The 19,211-nt window shown below is 57.8% G+C and carries 23 protein-coding genes; 14 read left to right on the top strand and 9 right to left on the bottom strand.

From position 1 onward, the window contains the following. Positions 1 to 52: 52 nt before the first annotated feature. Complete coding sequence (locus BK662_RS08225; protein WP_123357665.1) at positions 53 to 601, top strand: 3'-5' exonuclease; 549 nt, start codon at positions 53 to 55, stop codon at positions 599 to 601. Between the two features lie 74 nt (positions 602 to 675). Further along, positions 676 to 960: a pyrimidine/purine nucleoside phosphorylase gene (gene ppnP / locus BK662_RS08230; protein WP_123357666.1), complete on the top strand. Its 285-nt coding sequence runs from the start codon at positions 676 to 678 to the stop codon at positions 958 to 960. Positions 961 to 1,034: 74 nt separating this feature from the next. Here the strand turns inward: ppnP and BK662_RS08235 are convergent, their stop codons facing one another. Both BK662_RS08235 and BK662_RS08240 read right to left on the bottom strand, forming a co-directional pair. Continuing rightward, on the bottom strand, positions 1,035 to 1,838 hold the full coding sequence (locus BK662_RS08235; protein WP_123357667.1) for an MOSC domain-containing protein: 804 nt from the start codon (positions 1,836 to 1,838) through the stop codon (positions 1,035 to 1,037). Positions 1,839 to 1,926: 88 nt separating this feature from the next. Beyond that, complete coding sequence (locus BK662_RS08240) at positions 1,927 to 2,862, bottom strand: chemotaxis protein CheV (protein WP_030132292.1); 936 nt, start codon at positions 2,860 to 2,862, stop codon at positions 1,927 to 1,929. Between the two features lie 465 nt (positions 2,863 to 3,327). On the opposite strand from BK662_RS08240, the gene BK662_RS08245 reads away from it, so the two are divergent. The 3 genes from BK662_RS08245 to BK662_RS08255 all read left to right on the top strand — a co-directional run bounded on the left by BK662_RS08245 (position 3,328) and on the right by BK662_RS08255 (position 5,831). Next, on the top strand, positions 3,328 to 3,798 hold the full coding sequence (locus BK662_RS08245; protein WP_123357668.1) for a hypothetical protein: 471 nt from the start codon (positions 3,328 to 3,330) through the stop codon (positions 3,796 to 3,798). A 483-nt stretch (positions 3,799 to 4,281) separates the two neighbouring features. Further along, positions 4,282 to 5,175, top strand: coding sequence for a sensor histidine kinase (locus tag BK662_RS08250; protein ID WP_123357669.1), 894 nt, complete (start codon positions 4,282 to 4,284; stop codon positions 5,173 to 5,175). Beyond that, positions 5,172 to 5,831, top strand: coding sequence for a response regulator (locus BK662_RS08255; RefSeq protein WP_123357670.1), 660 nt, complete (start codon positions 5,172 to 5,174; stop codon positions 5,829 to 5,831). Before BK662_RS08250 ends, BK662_RS08255 begins: the two co-directional genes overlap by 4 nt. Here BK662_RS08255 and yegS read toward each other — a convergent pair. Next, positions 5,815 to 6,732 (bottom strand): lipid kinase YegS, encoded by a 918-nt coding sequence (yegS, locus tag BK662_RS08260; RefSeq protein WP_123358121.1) that lies wholly within the window; start codon positions 6,730 to 6,732, stop codon positions 5,815 to 5,817. The two genes, BK662_RS08255 and yegS, sit on opposite strands and share 17 nt — an antisense overlap. Before the next feature lie 315 nt (positions 6,733 to 7,047). On the opposite strand from yegS, the gene BK662_RS08265 reads away from it, so the two are divergent. Further along, the gene (locus BK662_RS08265; RefSeq protein WP_123357671.1) at positions 7,048 to 7,356 is read left to right on the top strand and encodes a hypothetical protein; all 309 of its coding nucleotides are present in this window, start codon (positions 7,048 to 7,050) and stop codon (positions 7,354 to 7,356) included. 67 nt (positions 7,357 to 7,423) lie between these two features. Here BK662_RS08265 and BK662_RS08270 read toward each other — a convergent pair whose 3' ends face one another. Then, a complete protein-coding gene (locus tag BK662_RS08270) occupies positions 7,424 to 8,650 on the bottom strand; it encodes a molybdopterin molybdotransferase MoeA (RefSeq protein WP_123357672.1) in 1,227 nt (408 codons plus the stop codon). Beyond that, a complete protein-coding gene (gene moaB / locus BK662_RS08275; RefSeq protein ID WP_007895059.1) occupies positions 8,634 to 9,173 on the bottom strand; it encodes a molybdenum cofactor biosynthesis protein B in 540 nt (179 codons plus the stop codon). The genes BK662_RS08270 and moaB overlap by 17 nt, the downstream gene beginning before the upstream one ends. A gap of 81 nt (positions 9,174 to 9,254) precedes the next feature. Between moaB and mobA the strand changes: the two genes are divergently transcribed. Beyond that, complete coding sequence (mobA, locus tag BK662_RS08280; RefSeq protein ID WP_123357673.1) at positions 9,255 to 9,857, top strand: molybdenum cofactor guanylyltransferase MobA; 603 nt, start codon at positions 9,255 to 9,257, stop codon at positions 9,855 to 9,857. Positions 9,858 to 9,933: 76 nt separating this feature from the next. Continuing rightward, positions 9,934 to 10,155: a YgdI/YgdR family lipoprotein gene (locus tag BK662_RS08285; protein WP_007895056.1), complete on the top strand. Its 222-nt coding sequence runs from the start codon at positions 9,934 to 9,936 to the stop codon at positions 10,153 to 10,155. Between the two features lie 89 nt (positions 10,156 to 10,244). Here the strand turns inward: BK662_RS08285 and BK662_RS08290 are convergent, their stop codons facing one another. The 3 genes from BK662_RS08290 to BK662_RS08300 all read right to left on the bottom strand — a co-directional run bounded on the left by BK662_RS08290 (position 10,245) and on the right by BK662_RS08300 (position 11,928). Then, positions 10,245 to 11,135 carry a pseudouridine synthase gene (locus BK662_RS08290; RefSeq protein WP_123357674.1) on the bottom strand — a complete coding sequence of 297 codons (891 nt, stop codon included), beginning with the start codon at positions 11,133 to 11,135 and terminating at the stop codon, positions 10,245 to 10,247. A gap of 72 nt (positions 11,136 to 11,207) precedes the next feature. Further along, entirely contained in the window at positions 11,208 to 11,528 is a 321-nt protein-coding gene (locus tag BK662_RS08295) for a hypothetical protein (protein ID WP_007895054.1), read from the bottom strand. Positions 11,529 to 11,679: 151 nt separating this feature from the next. Beyond that, positions 11,680 to 11,928, bottom strand: a complete 249-nt coding sequence (locus BK662_RS08300; protein WP_095055481.1) for a glutaredoxin family protein — start codon at positions 11,926 to 11,928, stop codon at positions 11,680 to 11,682. Between the two features lie 209 nt (positions 11,929 to 12,137). Between BK662_RS08300 and BK662_RS08305 the strand changes: the two genes are divergently transcribed. Beyond that, entirely contained in the window at positions 12,138 to 13,850 is a 1,713-nt protein-coding gene (locus BK662_RS08305) for a cation:proton antiporter (protein WP_123357675.1), read from the top strand. Position 13,851: 1 nt separating this feature from the next. Here BK662_RS08305 and BK662_RS08310 read toward each other — a convergent pair whose 3' ends face one another. Continuing rightward, positions 13,852 to 15,060, bottom strand: a complete 1,209-nt coding sequence (locus tag BK662_RS08310) for an ammonium transporter (protein ID WP_123358122.1) — start codon at positions 15,058 to 15,060, stop codon at positions 13,852 to 13,854. A 306-nt stretch (positions 15,061 to 15,366) separates the two neighbouring features. On the opposite strand from BK662_RS08310, the gene BK662_RS08315 reads away from it, so the two are divergent. The 5 genes from BK662_RS08315 (at position 15,367) to BK662_RS08335 (ending at position 19,096) form a co-directional block, all read left to right on the top strand. Continuing rightward, on the top strand, positions 15,367 to 15,681 hold the full coding sequence (locus tag BK662_RS08315) for an ElaB/YgaM/YqjD family protein (protein ID WP_008009371.1): 315 nt from the start codon (positions 15,367 to 15,369) through the stop codon (positions 15,679 to 15,681). Between the two features lies 1 nt (position 15,682). Further along, positions 15,683 to 16,072: a phage holin family protein gene (locus BK662_RS08320; RefSeq protein WP_007895049.1), complete on the top strand. Its 390-nt coding sequence runs from the start codon at positions 15,683 to 15,685 to the stop codon at positions 16,070 to 16,072. Next, positions 16,069 to 16,410, top strand: a complete 342-nt coding sequence (locus BK662_RS08325; protein ID WP_123357676.1) for a hypothetical protein — start codon at positions 16,069 to 16,071, stop codon at positions 16,408 to 16,410. Before BK662_RS08320 ends, BK662_RS08325 begins: the two co-directional genes overlap by 4 nt. Positions 16,411 to 16,533: 123 nt before the next feature. Next, the gene (locus BK662_RS08330; RefSeq protein WP_123357677.1) at positions 16,534 to 17,697 is read left to right on the top strand and encodes an EAL domain-containing protein; all 1,164 of its coding nucleotides are present in this window, start codon (positions 16,534 to 16,536) and stop codon (positions 17,695 to 17,697) included. A 67-nt stretch (positions 17,698 to 17,764) separates the two neighbouring features. Further along, entirely contained in the window at positions 17,765 to 19,096 is a 1,332-nt protein-coding gene (locus BK662_RS08335) for a deoxyguanosinetriphosphate triphosphohydrolase (RefSeq protein ID WP_123357678.1), read from the top strand. The last annotated feature ends 115 nt before the right edge of the window (positions 19,097 to 19,211 follow it).

Here is a 19,211-nt window from a genome sequence, read left to right on the forward strand (position 1 = left end):
GGCTTTGGCTACGCTCAAGCCCTATCAGGACGCGGATACCAGGAACCCTGCGATGCCTCACTGGTTGGTCATTGATCTGGAAGCCACCACCGATGAGGGTGGCTGGCCAGTAACGGAAATGGAAATCATCGAAATCGGTGCCACCCTCGTGGACCGCAAGGGCCAGGAACTGGATCACTTCCAGTGCTTCGTGCGCCCGTTGCGCCGGCCCTTGCTGACGCCTTTTTGCCGGGAACTGACCCACATCACCCAGGCCAATATCAATGCCGCACAGCCGCTCACCGACATCTGGCCGTTGTTCGAACGCTGGCTCGGTCAACATCACGCGCGCCTGGAAGGCTGGGCCAGTTGGGGCGATTACGACCGCAAACAACTGCTTCAAGACTGGCAGCGCCTGCAACTCGACAGCGCCCTGAGCCGGGTGCCGCACATGAACCTCAAGCAACGTTTCGCCAAGGCTCGTCGGCTGGAGCGCCCGCTGGGGCTCAATGGAGCCCTGCAACTGGCGGGCCTGCAGTTCAACGGTCAGCAGCATCGGGCGCTGGAAGACGCGCGCAATACTGCACGTTTGTTACCGCTGGTTTTCCCCGCTAATCCTTGAGTGCAGGAGGTGACGCCTATCGACACCTTGTGCATACTGGCCGGCCCTTTTTAGCCCTTTTCGAGGAACCGCCCATGTTTAAAGTCAACGAGTACTTCGACGGCACCGTCAAGTCGATCGCCTTTGGCACCGCTGAAGGTCCAGCGACCATCGGCGTCATGGCACCGGGCGAATACGAATTCGGCACCAGCCAGCGTGAAATCATGCACGTGGTGTCCGGCGCCCTGACCGTCAAACTGCCTGACAGCGACACTTGGGAAACCTTTGCCGCCGGCAGCCAGTTCAACGTACCCGCCAACAGCAAGTTCCAGCTGAAAGTGGCCGTCGACACCGCTTACCTGTGCGAATACCGCGACTAAACCCGCGGGTTTTCACGGCGAAAAAAATGCCCGTGTCCAAAAAGGACACGGGCATTTTTCATTTTGAAGGGCTTTTATTCGAGGATCGTCACCGGCATGCCGACTTCGAGCCTGCCGTTACCGTCATTGACCAGGTTCTGACCGAACATCGCGCCGTCTTCCTGGGCCCGGTATTTCTGCAAGGTCGCCAAAGGTTCGCGATCTTCGCTGCGTTCGCCGGTCTGTGGGTCGATGGTGGTCAGAATGCAGCGTGAACAGGACTTGACCACGCGGAACTCGACATCGCCAATGCGGATGCGCTTCCAGCTATCTTCGGCATACGCTTCACTGCCCTCGATCACCAGATTGGGCCGAAAGCGCAACATCTCCAGCGGCCGCCCGACCCGTTGCGACAAATCTTCCAGCGACGCCTGACCAATCAGCAACAACGGAAAGCCGTCGGCAAAAGCTACCTGATCATCGTCCTTGCCGTAGCCGGCCTGGGTGGTCCGCGCGCGATCAAGCGGCACTTGCACCAAACGCGTTGGCTTGCCGATGAACTCACTGACCCAGGCACCCGCCGCATCGCCGGCATCGGGAACGCGCAGGGTGTCGCGCCAGATGGTCACCCCGCGCAGATCGGCCTCACCGTCAGGCAACGCAATATCGATCGGTGAATGGTCCGGAGCACTGAGGGTCAAGCCGCCATCGGCATTCCACAACGCCGACAGCTGACTCATTTTCGCGACCGCGCGCTGGGTCAGAAAACGCCCACTGGCCTCATCCACCAACATCCAGCGTCGATCACCGTCCAGTCCCAGCTTGTCCAGGCTGACCTGATTGAGGGTCTCACCCTTGCCGGATTTCAACGGAAAACGATAAAGCGCGCTCAGACGCATGGCCAGCTCCCTGGTGGGTAAAAACGCCACCCTATACGAGCTTGATTGCCGAATCAAAGGCTGATGTCAGACCAGCCCCCTAGTGATGTCAGGCAGGGACTGCGTCGAGCATCAGGCGCTGGCGCACGACGTCGACGAGTTTGTCCGGCTGGAACTTGGAGAGAAAGTTGTCGCAGCCGACCTTCTTGACCATCGAGTCGTTGAAGCTACCCGACAGCGAGGTATGCAAGACCACATAAAGGCCGCGCAAACGGGGGTCATTACGGATTTCGGTAGTCAGGCGATAGCCGTCCATTTCCGGCATTTCCGCATCGGTAAAGATCATCAGCAGCTTGTCGGTCATGACTTCGCCCGTATCGGCCCAGGCCTTGAGCATGTTCAGCGCCTTCAAGCCATCGCTGGCGATGTGCATCTTCACGCCCAGTTGACCCAACGTGTCGCGCAATTGCGACAGGGCCACGTTCGAGTCATCCACCAGCAGCACTTCACGGCCACGAGCACGCTCCAGAACCGGATCGTCGAGTTTGTCGCGCGATACCTTGGCGTTGTATGGAACGATTTCGGCCAAGACTTTTTCAACGTCGATGATTTCCACCAACTGGTCATCGACCTTGCTGATGGCGGTCAGGTAATGCTGGCGACCGGCACTGGTCGGCGGCGGCAGAATGGCTTCCCAGTTCATGTTGACGATGCGGTCCACGCCACCGACCAAAAACGCCTGCACCGAACGGTTGTACTCGGTGACGATGATGGTACTGGTGGGGCTTGGTACCAGCGGGCGCATGCCGATGGCCTGGGACAGGTCGATCACCGGCAGCGTCTGGCCACGCAGGTTGACCACTCCGCAAACAAAGGGATGGCGTTGGGGCATCAGGGTCAGCTTCGGCAGCTGCAGCACTTCCTGGACCTTGAAGACATTGATCGCGAACAATTGTCGTCCGGCCAGCCGGAACATGAGAATTTCCAGGCGATTCTCACCCACCAGTTGCGTGCGTTGGTCTACCGTGTCGAGAATGCCGGCCATTAATGACTCCTGGGCTTGTTCTGATGAATTCACTAAAGGAAGTTATCGGCTGTTTTTGCCGGACCTTGACCCCCAGACAAAATGTCACGATCAGGCATTGATGTCACATTAACATCATGTTTTACTGAGTCCGTGATTTCTCATCTGCTTTTATTCCCTGCGGCGCGACCTCGGTTTGCACGTTAGGTTCCCCTGCGTAAGGGATTCCCCTAGTAACAATCAGGCCCAACCTGATATTCGCAATATCCAATAGCCATTAATGTGACGCCATTCTCATTGCATGAACGGAGTCAGGCTTTTGTGTGCGATCGCAGGTCAGTGGCCATCCACCCTCTCGAGTTCCCCAGCTGGCGCTCAAACCTGCCAGAGCGCGATCTCACGAAGGCTTGCCAGCGCCGAGACACTTATGGTTCTCGTCGGCACACACGACATTCCCTCATTTGACATGACGTTGTGGAGATAAGCATGCCGAACGACACCAAAGAGTGGGCTCAGCGATTTCCGGAGTTTCTCGTCGAGGCTGAAACACTCTTGGCCAAATCCGAGGAGTGCCTGAGTCATTTGCAATTGATCAGCAATGACAAGGACGCCATCGATTGCATGCTCAGCACCCTTCTCAAGCTGTCCAGCAAGGCCGATGCCCTGGCACTGGTGGCGGTCTCGGAGTTCTCGTTGCATATTCATGGATTACTGAGCCAGGCGCAGAACCACATGGACTTGCACGACCAAGCCCTGGACGCGCTCCAGGACTGCTTCACATTAATGGCCTGGCAACTCGAACTCATCGATCAGGCTACCGGCCAGCTCGGTCTCGATGACAGTGAACAGACCTCGCTGATTGAAGCGTTTGCGTTTCAAGTGGGACAAAGTCAGTTTCAGCCGCCCAGCCACTCTAGACCGTTCAGGCTCGTTTTGTTCTCGGAACGGCAAGCTTAAAATTCACCAGCACCTGGCCGTGCTGCGCTGTTTTATCGCCATGACGCTGCCTTATAACTTGATGCGCTCATGTCGCGATTGAATATTCATACCAGTCGACGACCGCTCGAAACACATAGTTATTTCTGTCTCGCCTTCAGGTAGTGCCAGTCAATAAAAACAAAATACTGGCAAACGATATGTTCCTACGATAAGACTCGAAAGTTTTTTCCATTATGGAGCTACCGTCCACACACCCTATTTACTGCCTGTACAGAGCTATATATCCGAACGCGACCAACGGTATCTTAAGTGGTATTATGCCGACCATTAGTTGACGTCAATTAATGACAGAGTGACTCCAGGCGAGCCCATTGAAGGCTGTATTTCGAATACTGCACCGCAGCCATTGAAGGCGACTTTCACACAACGACTTCCACACAGAGACCCGTCAGCCCTTATGGCCGGTCTACCCGCAGCGAACATCCATTGGCTCCATCCGCTATGTACGCCAGCCTCAAGTCAATTACCCAGTGGCCACCCTCCCGAAAAAACGCGCGCCGGTTCACGCTATTACTGTGCATCTGCTCGGCGCTTGGCAGCCTGCTGGTCTACAGCTTGTCCATGCCACTGCCAGTGAGTCTGCTGGTGCTCAACAGTGCAGCGCTGACCTGTGTCTGGGTGGGACATTGCCTCTCGCGCAAATCGATAAAGTTTCAACCTCAAGAACTGGCTGACCGTCTGCTGGAAGTGCAGGAAAACGAACGCCACCGGCTCAGTCGGGAACTGCATGATGACATCGGTCAATTGTTGACCGCCGCAAAACTTCAAAGTGAATGGCTCAAACGTCGACTGCCCGAAGAACTGCAGGGTCAGTGCTCGGTACTCTGCGATACGCTGGACGAAACCCTGACCAAGGTTCGTGACGTCTCGGCCATCCTCAATCCGCGGCAACTGACCAGTCTCGGGCTGGAAGCCAGTCTGCGTGCACATTTACTCAGGACCCTGGCCAATACCTCCGTGAACTGGAGCCTGGAATGCCATCAACGCCTGACGGGCATACCTGAGGAAATGGCGGTGGCAGCCTTTCGAATCACTCAAGAAGCAGTTACCAATATACTGCGTCACGCCGAGGCCAAAAATCTGTTGGTTCGCCTGCAACGCCTGCCTCAGGGCCTGACGCTGTTGATCAGCGACGATGGCCTGGGTTTCACGCCAGCGGCAGATCCTGCTCGCGAGGGGCAACGCGGAATGGCCGGGATGTCTGAACGGATCGATCAGTTAGGTGGCACACTGACCGTGACCAGCGAACCAGGCAAAGGCACTCAAATAGAAGCACTCCTCCCCTGGGCGCCCCGTGCGCTAGAACGGGCCAGTACGAATAAGGTTATGCATTGATTTGTAACTTACTTCTGGTGGACGACCACTCGCTGATCAGGGCTGGCGTGCGCGCTCTGGTGCTGGATATTCCCGGCTATGCAGTAATCGGGGAGGCTAATGACGGCTCGCAGTTGGTCGAGATGGTCGAGCAGCTGTCCCCGGACATCATTCTGCTGGATATTTCCATGAAGGAAACCGGTGGCCTTGAAGCCTTGCAGCGACTCAAGCGAGTACGCCCACAGTGCAAAGTACTCATCCTGTCGATGCACACCGACCCGGCGCTCATCATGCAGGCACTGGAATCAGGGGCTCATGGCTACCTGCTCAAGGACACCACGGCCACCGAACTCGAACATGCCCTGGATGCCTTGCGCAATAACGAACGCTACCTGAGCCCGGCCATTGCCCATACGGTCATCAACCAGGCGCTGACCCGAACCCAGAAAAATCAGACGCAAACCCAGGATTCGCACAACCTGACGGCACGCCAGCTGGAAATCCTGCGACTGATTGTTCGCGGAAAATCCACCCGGGAAATCGCCAATGGGCTGGGTCTGAGTATCAAGACCGTCGAAACCCACCGCTCGCAAATCATGAAACGCTTGCAGATCTACGATGTGGCCGGCCTGGTGCTGTTCGCCGTGCGCGAGCAAATCATCAGTCTGGACGATTAGCTGGATTCGAGACACTCAGCAGCGGCGAGCCCTCGGGCAAATGCACACGCAATGCCGCCGGGCGCGCCGAGAAACGCAGACTATCGCCCTCCAGAGGTTCACCATCAAGGTTGATATAAAGGCCCTCCGAGACTTTGATCTCGACCCATGGCAAGCGAGCTCGCACAAACATGTTGTCGATTCCGAAGCCATCGGTCAGCAAGTCTTTCAAGGTGCCGACCACTTCCTGTGGCGCGGGCAAAATGCTGATATCCAGCAAACCATCGTCAGCCAGCGCCTGTGGGCACAACACATGACCACCGCCAGCCTGTCGGCCATTGCCAATGCCCAATGCCAACAATTCGCCGCTCCAGTGAAAATCCGGCCCCTGCAACTCGCCATAGGCCGCATGCAACTCACTGAAGCGCGATAAACCCGTGAAGAGATAAGCGGCGCCTCCGAGAATTTTTTTCAGATCCTCTGAGGTATTGGCCGTGACCTGGCTGCCAAAACCGCCAGTGGCCATGTTCAGAAAAACCTGCCCGCCGACTTCTCCCAGATCGATGGCTCGCGGGGCAGCCTCCAGTAGGTCCAACGCCTGAGCGGGTTCCAGAGGCACACCGGCAGCGCGAGCAAAATCGTTGGCGGTGCCCAAGGGCAACAGCACCAGACTGGCCTGCGTCGAATGCGCCGCCATGGCTTCGGCGATATCACGCAAGGTACCATCGCCGCCGCCGGCAATCAGCTGCGTATAGCCTGCCGTCAGCGCTTCCTCTACCAACCGCTGCGCATCACCGGCCTCCCAGGTCAGTCGAACAGCCAGTTTCCAGCCCTGCTGGCGCTTGCCTTCGACGGCTGCACGGACCTCCTCGTTGAGTGCCTGCTTGCCATGCAGAATCAACAGCGCCTTGCGCTCGCTCATTTGTGCCACTCCCATATCCGTAATTCCATGGGATATGTTGACCTCGCAGCCCCTCATAAAAGTCGAATTATTTCCAAGGGCAGGAAACGTGAGTCCTACAGAGCGGTATTTTTTCTTACAAAACGTGAGGAATCGGCTCAATTGACCCACCCGGGTAATTGGTACACCGTTGTGCCTCGGTTATCAGTCATCACCCGTTAAATTTACACAGGGATGTGAAAACAATGAATGGAACCCGCTTAAGGGCCTCAAAAAGCGCGAGCAACAACGGCATCGACCACTCGAATGGTTTTAACGCGAGGAGCCAGTTACTCCATGCAAAGCCATGACCTCAGACTACCGGTAACTCCGGTCGCGCCGTTCACCGAAAATCGCGCCAATCATCAGGCTGAACTCAAAAACAGTGCAAAGCCCGCCGGAGAAGTTGATATGGAACCTCGCGTCATTGAATTGGAAACACACCTCAAGTACATCCGAAGAGACATGGATGAAGTCCGGGGCGACGTCAAGTCCATCAAGCACAGGCTTGCCTATTCAGCTGGCGGAACAGCCGTGATCCTGGGACTTCTGGCCTGGATCGCCAACAGCCGCTTCGACCAGGTCGTGACACTTCTGGCACATTAAGGAATGGTCATTGCACGCAGGCCCAATGCGATCAACCGGGCTTGCGTGACAAAAACCAGAGCCTGTATCAGCTCAAGACTTCACTCAACGGGATGAAGCTCACACAATCACCCTCGATCAGCGTACGGTCCTCCAGCACTTCAACCAGACCGTCAGCCCAGGCAGCACTGCGCAGCACGCCAGAGCTCTGATTCCTGTAGAGGATCGCCCGGCCATTCTCCAGACGTCCGCGCAAGTATTCACGTCGGTTGCCAGCCTTTGGCCAGACAAACCCTGCCGACACCTGAAACTTCATGGGCTCAACCTCTTTTACGCCTTGGCGGCGCAAGAGGTAGGGCCTTGCCAACAGAGCAAAAGTCACCAGGGTCGATGCCGGATTGCCGGGTAAACCAATCACAGGCACGCCGCGAAAATGCCCGAACGTCAGCGGCTTACCTGGTTTGATGGCAAGCTTCCACAGAGTCAATTCACCCTCTTCCCGCAAGGCAATGCCCAGAAAGTCGGCCTCTCCCACCGATACGCCACCGGTCGAGAGAATCAGGTCGACATCCTTCAAGTCACCAAGGCGGGCACGAGTAGTCGCTAAATCATCGGGAAGAATGCCGGCATCGATCACCTCACAACCCAAGCGCTGCAGCCAGCTGCAGAGCAGTACTCGATTGCTGTTGTAGATCTGCCCCGGCCCAAGGGCCTGGCCTGGCTCAATCAACTCATCACCGGTAGACAAGACCGCAACACGAACCTTGCGAACCACGTCCAGCTCAGCGCATCCCAGCGATGCCGCCAACCCCTGCTCGATAGGCCCCAAACGCGTTCCGACGGGCAGGATCAGCTCACCAACGGTGGCTTCCTGACCTTGTGGACGGATGTTCTTTCCTGGGGTCATGGTCTCGGTGAAACGTACCCGCTCATCCGCCTGAACCTCGGCGTTCTCCTGCATCTCGACACAGTCGGCACCTGCAGGCACAGGCGCGCCGGTGAAGATTCGCGCACAGGTACCCGGCTTCAAGGGCTCCGGGGCCTGGCCTGCAAAAATCTTCTGACTGACCACCAATGGCTCTCCCGTCCAGTCGGCCAGGTGCAAGGCATAACCGTCCATGGCGCTGTTGGGCCAAGGCGGCAAATCCAGTGTCGAGACCAGGTCAGTGGCCAGTACACGCCCCTGAACCTGCGCCAACGGCAAGCGTTCGTGCTCATGAATCTTCGAGGCGTCAGCCATTTCCAGTAAGCGTGCCAGTGCCACCTCGACAGCCATCAGACTGCCAGTCTTGCCTGGCTTACCCACGGGATTCACAGGGTGCCGCCTGTTTCAGGTGGGCCACGAAATTGCACGGACGGTGACGCGAATCCAGTTGCTCGGCGAGAATGCCGTCCCAACCGGTGCGCACCGCATTGGTCGAGCCCGGCAAACAGCAGACCAGCGTGCCATTGGCCAGACCGGCCAAGGCCCTGGACTGAACCGTCGAGGTGCCGATATCCGCTACCGATATCTGCCGGAACAATTCACCAAAACCATCAACCTGTTTATCCAGCAGGCAACTCACGGCTTCGGGCGTGCTGTCGCGACCGGTGAACCCGGTACCGCCGGTGATCAGCACCACTTGCACGACCTCATCGGCAATCCAGTTGGCGACTTGCGCGCGAATTTTGTAGAGGTCATCTTTAAGCAGTACACGGGCCGCCAGGTTATGACCGGCAGCGCTCAAACGGTCGACGAAGACCTGGCCTGAGGTATCGGTTTCCAGGGTACGGGTATCGCTGACAGTCAGCACCGCGATGTTGAGCGGTGCGAAAGGTACATCAGCCTTGGCTTTCATAGGCTCGTCCAGTTGTAGGAGAAACAGCCCGGTGTTATATCACAGCGCCTCATTTTTTCGCCGCCCCCATGGAGAAGTGCGATGACCTCGAATACACCTCTGGCGCCTTGCTCCATTCTGCTCCTGGCCGGCGGTCGCGGCCAACGTATGGGCGGTCAGGACAAGGGTTTGCTGGATTGGCACGGCGAGCCGCTGATCGCGCATCTGCACCGTAAGACGCGCCCGCTCAGTGATGACCTGATCATCTCCTGCAACAGAAACCTGGAAAAATATGCGCCTTATGCCGATCAGTTGGTCCATGACGACGAAGGCGACTTTCCGGGGCCGTTGGCGGGTATTCGCGCAGGCCTGAAGGCCGCCCGCCACACTCACCTACTGGTACTGCCCTGCGATGTACCACGCATCGATGCCGCGCTGCTCCAGAGCATGCGTGAAACCGCCGGACAGCATCCGGACAAACCGTTGATGCTGCGTCATGGCGAACACTGGGAGCCCTTGCTGTGCATGATTCCCATCGCCCTTTCAGCGGCTTTTGAGACCGCCTGGAACGAAGGTGAGCGCAGCCCGGGGCGCCTTATGCGCAAACTGGGCGCCACAGCCCTGCAATGCCCGGACAACGACGCTCGCCTGGCCAATCTCAATACGCCGGAACTGTTAAGCGCACATCACATTGTGTCAGACTGACACGCGAAGGAACTTGCGCGCGTTGTATACGTCTCAAGCTCAGCAACCAAAAGAATTCCCATTCGGAGACACACTCATGACTCAACGGACCCTCGCCACTTTCATGCTCGCACTGGGCCTTGCGACCCTCGCCGGTTGCGCATCGCCTACAGTGATCACCTTGAATGACGGTCGAGAAATCCAGGCCGTCGACGCGCCTAAGTACGATGAAGAATCGGGCTTTTACGAATTCGAACAACTGGATGGCAAGCACACCCGCGTCAATAAAGATCAGGTCCGTACCGTTAAAGATTTGTAATCTTTACGGCTACAACCAGATACAGAAAAGCCCGCTTTAAAAGCGGGCTTTTTCGTGGCTGAAGAAAAGCAGAGTCGTTAGCCCTGTGATCACCACTGCAAGGTGATAGTGCTTTCGAATTCTCTTTCCTGCCCCGTGACCGGATCGACAAATCGCAGCCCCTGGGCCAACAGCTTCAAGGGGTTGGCATAGTCATCTTCTACGTCCTTGAGCACCTGCGGATAGAACGGATCATTGCAGATGCTGGCTCCCAGGGCTGTCATGTGAACGCGCAACTGATGTTTCTTGCCCGTTACCGGGTACAGCGCATAACGCCAGAGTTCACCGTTTTTTTCCCTGACCTCGACAGCCGTCTCGGTATTGCTGACGCCCGGACCTTCCTGCATGCGAAAAAACGGTTCGCCATCGATAAGTCGACTTTTATGGACCAGCGGGAAGGAGTGTTCCGGCAATGCCCGGGCGATTGCTTCATAGCGCTTTTCGATCTGGCGTGTAGGAAACAAGGATTGATACGCCGACCGACTCTGAGGGTTGGCTGAAAACAGCACCAGCCCCGCCGTATGCCGATCGATACGATGCAACGGCACCAGATGCGGGTTATCCAGTCGACGGATCAGCCGTCGCAGCAATGTCTGCTCAACGTATTCACCCGCGGGAGTCACGGGCAGAAAGTGTGGTTTGTCTGCTACCACCAGATGCTCGTCGGCATAGAGGATCGACTCCACCACCGGGATCGGTTTTTCGTCCGGTACTTCGCGGAAATAATGAATCCGCAGACCTTCCTTGTAAGGCAGGTCCAGGGCGATCGGCAGGCCTTGTCCATCGAGGACACGACCGCGAGCAATTCTGTCCAGCCACTGTTCACGACCGATGGCGCTGAAGTGTTCGCACAGGCAATCGAGTACGGTCTGCCACGGCCCCGGCGGCAAATAAAGCGTGCTGGCCTGGTTATGTGCAGCAGAAAAAGATGAAATGGACATACGGAAAGCTCTAACCCTCAATGCAGGGCGGCATTATCCAACAGTGGCCGGAACGAACCTAGAAGAGAATCCTCAGGCCGGTATCGATTGTGTGCGAGCGGCCGCTTCGGTGAACTCCTTGAGCCAGCGCAGCACATCGACCGCTTCCCAGCGACCCGGATCATAAAGCGCGTACAACAAACCCTGATAGCCCACGACATCCAGCTGTCGGTGATAGCCCGCACGCTGGAACAAGGCTTCGATTTCGGCGAAACAGGTATTGAAATGCAATTTGTTGAAAGGCGTTTTTCCCTCCGTGACCAGGCCATCCAGACGCAATTCGAGGACGGCCTCGCGCACCACGTCCGCCGACATCCGGTTCACGCTGTTCTTCAATTGCTCGACATTGACCAAGGTTCATCCCTCTGACGTCCGGGATCGGCTGCCAAACCCGAAACAGGGAAAAGCATGGCAGGCAATCGGAATAACTGTATACACATACAGTAACCGAATAACCAACCTTTCGCCAATGGATGAAACGAGGATCGCGACGGGTGGGACGTCTTCAGCTGGCGTCACGACTCAGGAACGCTACGACCTGATCCGCATCGAAGGGCCAATCGAGCTCAGCGCCGTTATCAAGACGCCGCAGCACCGGTATACGCAAACCATAGTCTTCGACCCAGTCTTCGTTTTCCGCGATGTCGACCAACTCCACCAACAACCCGTTTTCGACAAAGGGCATCAGAAGTGCTTCGGCGACTTCACAAAGATGGCAACCAAGGGTGCCGAATAGGCGACATTCAGGAGGCATGACGACAAGATCCATCGAAGTAAGCGCTCATTCTAGGCCCGCTATCAAAAGCAGTCGAGCCGATGCCCCATATGTCTGAGCAATGGCTGATTTCAAGAGATTTCGGCAAACTCCTGACGCACATCATTCGCCTCAACTGCCACTTGCGCGATGCTCGCGTTTTTTTTGCCTCTACGCTTGAGTAGTCAGAACCCTCACCGGAGTTTTTTGTGTTCGCCAATCTGTTGATCATCTTCACCTCCTCTCTGGTGGTAATTGCACTGTTCCAGCGTCTGCGCTTGCCACCGGTGCTGGGCTACCTGTGCGTGGGGCTGATGATCGGGCCGACCGCGTTCAACTGGGTGAATGAAAGCGAAGAGTTGCCCGACCTTGCCGAGTTGGGCGTGGTGTTCTTGCTGTTCTCCCTCGGGCTTGAGTTTTCCCTGTCGAAAATGCTCGCACTGCGCCAGGTGGTATTTGGCCTGGGCAGCCTGCAGGTGCTGGGTTCCGGGATGGTGCTGGGAGGGGTGCTGATGCTGTTCGGCATGCCGACCATACCTGCACTGTTACTCGGTACCGGTTTGGCGCTGTCGTCCACCGCCATTGTCAGCAAAGAGTTGGGCAGTCTCGGTGAGCTCTTCAGCCGCCACGGCCAGAATGCCATCGCCGTGCTGTTGTTCCAGGACGTGGTCGCGGTGTTGCTACTGACCCTGGTGCCGGTGTTCGCCGGCAGCAGCGACCAGGCCTGGTATTGGGCGCTGCCATTGACGCTGGGCAAGACCATAGTGCTGTTCGTCGGTCTGCTGCTGGTCAGTCGCTGGTTTCTGCCACGGCTGTTCCATGAAGTCGCCGCATCCCGGTCCGCGGAGCTGTTCGTGCTGTTGGCGCTGGTGATCGTTTTGCTGACAGCCTCGCTGACTCACCTACTCGGCCTCTCCCCGGCCCTGGGCGCCTTTCTCGCCGGCATGCTGCTGGGCGAAAGCCACTACCGACATCAGATCGAGGCGGACATCCGTCCGTTCCGCGACATTCTGCTCGGGGTGTTCTTCGTCAGCATCGGCATGCTGATCGACTTGCGGTTGTTTGCCAGCCACGGCCTGCTGGTTCTTGGCCTGACGCTGGGGTTGCTGCTGATCAAAGGCACCGTGGTCGCGCTGCTGGTCAAATGGCGCGGCAGCGATGTCGAAACCGCCTGGCGCAGCGGCCTGGCATTGGCTCAAGGGGGCGAGTTCTGCTTTGCCCTGATGACGCAGATGCAGCAGAACAAACTGATGCCCGCCGATTTCGGTGGCCTGCTGCTGGCCGCCACGTTCTGCTCGATGCTGGTGACGCCTTTACTGCTGCGCGCCGCTCCCCACCTCGCCACACGCCTGCACCACAAGCCCAACGAAGAAGCCGAACTCGAAGAAATCAGCGCGCTCACCGCAGGCTTGCACAATCACGTAGTGATCTGTGGCTACGGTCGCGTAGGCCAGTCCATCGGGCGCGTCCTGCGTAATATAGATCAACCTTACATTGCGCTGGATACCGACCCGGTGCGGGTTCAGGAAGCAGCCGTCAATGAAAGCTGTGTTCATTACGGCGACTCACGTCGCGGCGAGCTGCTGGTCGCGATCGGGCTGGAACGCGCCAGACTGTTGGTGGTCGCCGTGGACAAGACGGACATCGCACTGTTGATACTCAAGGAGGCACGCCGGTTCAACCCGAGCGTGTCGATCCTGGTGCGCACACGGGACGACAGTCAGTTGGCCGAGTTGAAGGCCGCTGGCGCCAGCGAAGTCGTACCCGAGTTGCTGGAGTCCAGCCTGATGCTCGCCTCCCACGCGCTGATCATGCTAGGCATACCCGGCCAGCAGGTGCGAGACCGGGTCGACCAGGTACGGCGTGACCGCTATCGCCTGCTGCACGGTTTTTACCCCGGTGCCGACGATGAGGAACGGTGATTCAATCCTGACTCACGGCGCCGATCTTATGCACCGACAAGTCCGCGCCGTAATACTCCTCTTCCTGGCTCAGGCGCAAACCAAACAACGCATTGATCACGCCATACACCGCAAAACCGCCGGCTAGCGCCACGATCACACCCAAAGAAGTGCCGATCAACTGGCTGATCAAACTCACGCCCCCCAAACCACCCAAGGCGGTTTGACCAAAGATGCCGCAAGCGATCCCGCCCCAGACACCACACAGTCCATGCAGAGGCCAGACGCCCAGCACATCATCGATATGCCATTTGCCTTGAGCTGCGGTAAAACACCAGACAAACAGTGCCCCGGCGATGGCCCCAGTCACCAACGCGCCCACCGGATGCATCAGATCCGATCCGGCGCAGATCGCCACCAACCCGGCCAATGGGCCGTTATGCAGGAAGCCCGGGTCATTGCGCCCGACAATCAACGCCGCCACGGTGCCGCCGACCATGGCCATCAGCGAGTTCACCGCCACCAGCCCGCTGACCCCTTGCAGGGTCTGAGCGCTCATCACGTTGAAACCGAACCAGCCGACGATCAAAATCCACGAACCCAACGCCAGAAAGGGAATGCTCGACGGTGCGAATGCCACGAGTCGCCCATCGCGATAACGACCTTGCCTTGGGCCGAGCAACAACACCGCCGCAAGTGCCAGCCAGCCGCCCATGGCGTGAACCACCACGGAGCCTGCGAAGTCATGGAAGCTGGCGCCAAAACGCTCCAGCAACCAGGCTTGCAGGCCAAAGTTGCCATTCCAGATCATGCCTTCGAAGAAGGGATAGATGAACGCCACGATCAGCGCCGTCGCACACAACTGCGGCACGAACCGGGCGCGCTCGGCGATGCCTCCGGAAATGATTGCCGGTATTGCTGCAGCAAAGGTCAGCAGAAAGAAAAATTTCACCAGCCCATAGCCATGATCGGCAGTAATCACCGCCGCCGGTTGCATGAAAGTGACCCCGTAAGAAATCCAATAGCCTATAAAGAAGTAGGCCAGGGTCGAAATGGCGAAGTCACTGAGGATCTTCGACAAGGCGTTGACCTGGTTCTTTTGTCGAACCGTACCCACCTCGAGAAAGGCAAAACCGGCGTGCATGGCCAGGACCATGACCGCACCGATAAGGATGAACAACGTGTTGGAGCTATGGACCAGACTGTCCACAGCACTTTGCAGATTTTCCATGGATTGGCAGACCTGAAGGCTGAAAAAAAGCACCAAAGCAGTTCGCGCAGATGGCTGACGCACCAAGTTGCAGCTCATCCAGACCACAGCGCTGATCTGGATGAACCGGTTTGGCGCACAAGACCGCAGCCTCCGCGCGAGTTTTGATTATTTGAGTTAAGGTTTTCCTGAAATCATGCCCAGCAACAGCGCAATGGCGCAGGCTGACGCACCACGACATAGCAAAAGTTGTACCAGTCATTTGTACTGAACCTTCACGCAAGGCTCATACTCGAACGCTTCAGAAGCCACTTACGGAGATCACCAATGGCACGCACCACAGCAAAGACTGCTCAAGAAGTTCTGATGGAAGATTTTCAGACGCTGGTCACCGACACTGAAAGGTTGCTGGAACACACCAAATCCCTGGCTGGCGATCAAGCCGATGAGTTGCGCCAGCAGATCCATGACAGTCTGCTGCGCGCGCGCGAAACCCTGAGATTGACCGAAGACTCTGTGCGCGAGCGCGGCAAGGCCGCTGTCACCGCCACGGAAGATTACGTCCAGGCCAACCCATGGCAATCGGTCGGAATTGCGGCCGGCGTGGGTTTCCTGATTGGCCTGCTAGCCACTCGGCGCTGATATGGCGATCGGCGAATCCGGCCCGTCCGCGACGGGCACCGGCTCATCACCGCGGCGCCTCGGTGCCGCGTTTCTTGGACTGCTGCACAGTCATGTCGAACTGTTCGGCATTGAATTGCAGGAACAAAAAGCACGCACCGTGAGCCTGTTGCTGTTTGCAGGCCTGACGCTGGTTTTTGCCTTGTTGTTGCTGGTGGGCTTGTCGACGCTGGTGTTGATCCTGTTTTGGGACACTTATCGCCTGGCAGCAATTATCGGGCTCTGTGTGTTCTATACCCTCGCCGCGTTGTTCTGTGCGATGCGCTTGAGAGCAGCGATTTTCGATGAATCCTCGCCCTTCCATGGCACCCTGGAAGAGTTGGCCAATGATCGGGAGCGTCTGTTGCCATGAGCATGTCTGAACTTCCCCGCAACAGCTCACGCACGGAAATGCGCAAGGCGCTGATCCGCCTGCGCATGGAAATGCATCGCCAGGAAATTCGCCACGAATCCCAACACCTGTTGCACCCCCTGCAACGGATGCGTGGCATGACGCAAAACCTGCAAGACGGTCTCGGCATCAAACACGCCCCGCTCTGGGGCATCGCGGCCGTGATCGGGTTGGGCTTTCTGACCGGCAAAGGTGCCAAGGGTGGCGGTATCGGCAGCCTGACTCGGCTGGCTCGCCTGGGCGTCACGCTGGGGCCACTGATCAAGCTGATCATGCAGAACTCTTCGCGCAAACACTAATCAGTCTTGTTTGGCTGCATTCTTGCAACACCACCAGGATTAACCTCTTTATCGAGAGGTTAGTCCTGCGTGCCTGTCTGGCGCCCAGGTTTACCCAGAACAAAACCTCACTAAGGAGGTCTCGTGATCGACGGGCAACCGCTCGCCTGCTTTCAGCCGTTCATCGATACCGCCACGGGCCGCATCGCTGGCGTCGAAGCGCTGGGTCGACTGCGTCAGGCCGACGGCCAACTGACCTCGGTAGGACCGCTGTTCGCCGACCCCCGAACCCCCGCCATCGCTTTGCGTCGTCTCGATCGCCAGATTCGCGATGATGCCCTGAGCCGTCTACACGAAGCGCCCCCGGACTGGTTTCTCAGCCTGAACATATCGCCCCGCTGGATCAGTCGCCTGCGCCGGGACCAGGCACTGCCAAGCCTCAAGCAGCTGAGCAGGTATGGCGTCGACGCCCAGCGAATCGTCTTCGAAATCACCGAACTGGGCGGCGACAGCCAGCGTCTGGCCGAAGTCGTGGCCCGCTATCGACAAGCCGGGGCACGGATCGCCATCGATGATTTCGGTGCCGGTTACTCTCAGCTCGATCGCGTGCTGGCCCTGCAACCGGACATTCTCAAGCTCGACATGCGATTGTTCCAGGCCGCCGCGTTGGGTGGCCCCAGCAGCGATGTGGTGAAGGCACTGGCGCAAATGGCGGAGAAAACCGGTTGCTGGATTATCGCCGAGGGCGTGGAAACCGAAGCTCAACTGAATTTTGCCCTGGAGTGTGGTTCACGCTACGTACAGGGCTTTCTGTTCGCCCGTGCGCAAGCTGATTTCTTCGCCACAGATGCCTTTGTCGAGCGCTTCGCGCAATTGCGTCAGCGCTATGTTCAGCAAAAACTGGCTGAGCGCGCTCGCCTGATGATCATGCGCCAGCAACTCAGCGAACTGATGACCATCCTGCAAGCCTGGGCTCAAGCCAGCGCGCCCCTCAGCACCTTGCCGCAACTGGAAGCGTTTCCCTGGTTGTTGCGCTTTTATCAATGCGACCGCCACGGCACGCAGCTGACCCCCAACCTGGAATGGCGCAACAACGGCTGGGAAGCCGATAACCGCTACCTGGGCCATAACTGGTCATGGCGCCCCTACTTTTATCACTTGCTGACCGAGGGTTGGGATGAGCGCCGACTGACGCTTTCCAACACCTACCGCGATGCCACCAGCAATCAGTACTGCCTCACCGCCGGGCAATTTTTCGACAATGGCGAGCGATTGCTACTCATAGATATCGATGCCGCAGGGCTGTAGTTCTTCTTGCAGGGACCGGCGCGAACCGGGAAGCTAGGGCATCAGTCACCTGACGGAGAAACCAGCCTTGGATTGGCAAACCCTGCTTACCCGCGAACGCCTCGGAAAGCCTGTGCATAGCCCGGAAGAACTCGGCCGCAGCCCTTTCCATAAAGACCACGACCGCATCATTTTTTCGGGCGCGTTTCGCCGTCTCGGGCGCAAGACCCAAGTCCATCCGGTCTCCAGCAACGATCACATCCACACGCGCCTGACCCACTCGCTGGAAGTCAGCTGCGTCGGCCGTTCGCTGGGCATGCGCGTCGGTGAAACCATCCGCAGCGCCCTGCCCGACTGGTGCGAGCCGAGCGACCTGGGCATGGTGGTGCAATCGGCTTGCCTGGCCCATGACATTGGTAATCCGCCCTTCGGTCATTCTGGTGAAGACGCGATCCGCCACTGGTTCCAGCAGGCCGCAGGCCGTGGCTGGCTGGATGCCATGAGCGAAGCCGAACGCAATGACTTCCTCAATTTCGAAGGCAATGCCCAAGGTTTCCGGGTGCTTACCCAGCTTGAATACCACCAGTTCGAAGGGGGAACCCGGCTGACCTACGCCACACTGGGCACCTACCTGAAATACCCGTGGACTGCTCGGCACGCCGACTCACTGGGCTACAAGAAGCACAAGTTCGGCTGCTATCAGAGCGAACTGCCGTTGCTGGAACAGATCGCTCATAAACTCGGCCTGCCCCAGCTGGAAGAACAGCGCTGGGCGCGTCATCCGCTGGTGTACCTGATGGAGGCTGCCGACGACATCTGTTACGCGCTGATCGATCTGGAAGATGGCCTGGAAATGGAGTTGTTGGAGTACGCCGAAGTCGAGTCCCTGCTGCTGGACCTGGTGGGCGACGATCTCCCGGAAACCTATCGCCAGCTCGGTCCCCAGGATTCGCGTCGGCGCAAACTGGCGATCCTGCGGGGCAAAGCCATCGAACACCTGACCAACGCGGCAGCCCGAGCCTTCGTCGAGCAACAGGACGCGCTGCTGGCCGGCACGCTGCCTGGCGACCTGGTGGAACATATGCATGGCCCCGCCAAACGCTGCGTCTTGAATGCCAAGGACATGGCGCGCAAAAAAATCTTCCAGGACAAGCGCAAGACACTCCACGAAATAGGCGCCTATACCACCCTGGAAATCCTGCTCAACGCCTTTTGCGGCGCGGCACTGGAGCAACACAACGGTCGCACGCCATCCTTCAAGCACCGCCGCATACTCGACCTGTTAGGCAACAATGCGCCCGATCCTAATGGCCCTTTACACACCTCCTTCTTGCGCATGATTGATTTCATCGCCGGCATGACCGACAGCTATGCCAGTGAAATGGCGCTGGAAATGACCGGTCGTTCAAGCCACGGATAGAAGCCTATCGGTCAGCCGTGTCAGAGACCTTTGAACGGCTGATCGAATGTCTCGACATTCATCTGTATTTCAACGTCAACAGAATCGCCCTACACCCTGTGCAGAGCGGACTGAT

Origin of the sequence: Pseudomonas frederiksbergensis, from assembly GCF_003732275.1 — a bacterium.
GTDB lineage: Bacteria > Pseudomonadota > Gammaproteobacteria > Pseudomonadales > Pseudomonadaceae > Aquipseudomonas > Aquipseudomonas frederiksbergensis_H.